Consider the following 333-nt stretch of genomic DNA (forward strand, 5'->3'; position numbering starts at 1 on the left):
CCTAGTCCATCAATCTTAGACCAATTGTATTCTAAATTAAGTCCCGAACCATTTACTTGTAGGTCTAAAGATTCGCCTTCACAAAGTGAACGTGTATCTGGAGACACAGCTACTAAACTAATAGCATCTAGAACAGTTATAGAAATTGATGATGTTTTTGTTGTACAATAATCTGTTACAACAACTTTGTATATGCCACTTTCCAATGGCGTTACATTCGTTTTATTATACGTCTCATTTGAACCTATTGAATTCCCATCCTGTGTCCAGGTGTATGTAACAGGTAGAACTGGTCCACTTGTTGGTATTGCACTTAAGTCAATTTCAGCACCG

The 333-nt window shown here is 36.9% G+C and carries 1 protein-coding gene; it reads right to left on the reverse strand.

Features of this window, described 5'->3' with window-relative positions; genetic code table 11:
* Positions 1 to 333, reverse strand: a 333-nt coding sequence (locus tag ACXR6G_RS20165; RefSeq protein ID WP_458363256.1) for a hypothetical protein, incomplete at both ends; no start/stop codon positions are given.

The sequence above is a fragment of the Ancylomarina sp. YFZ004 genome (assembly GCF_054254355.1).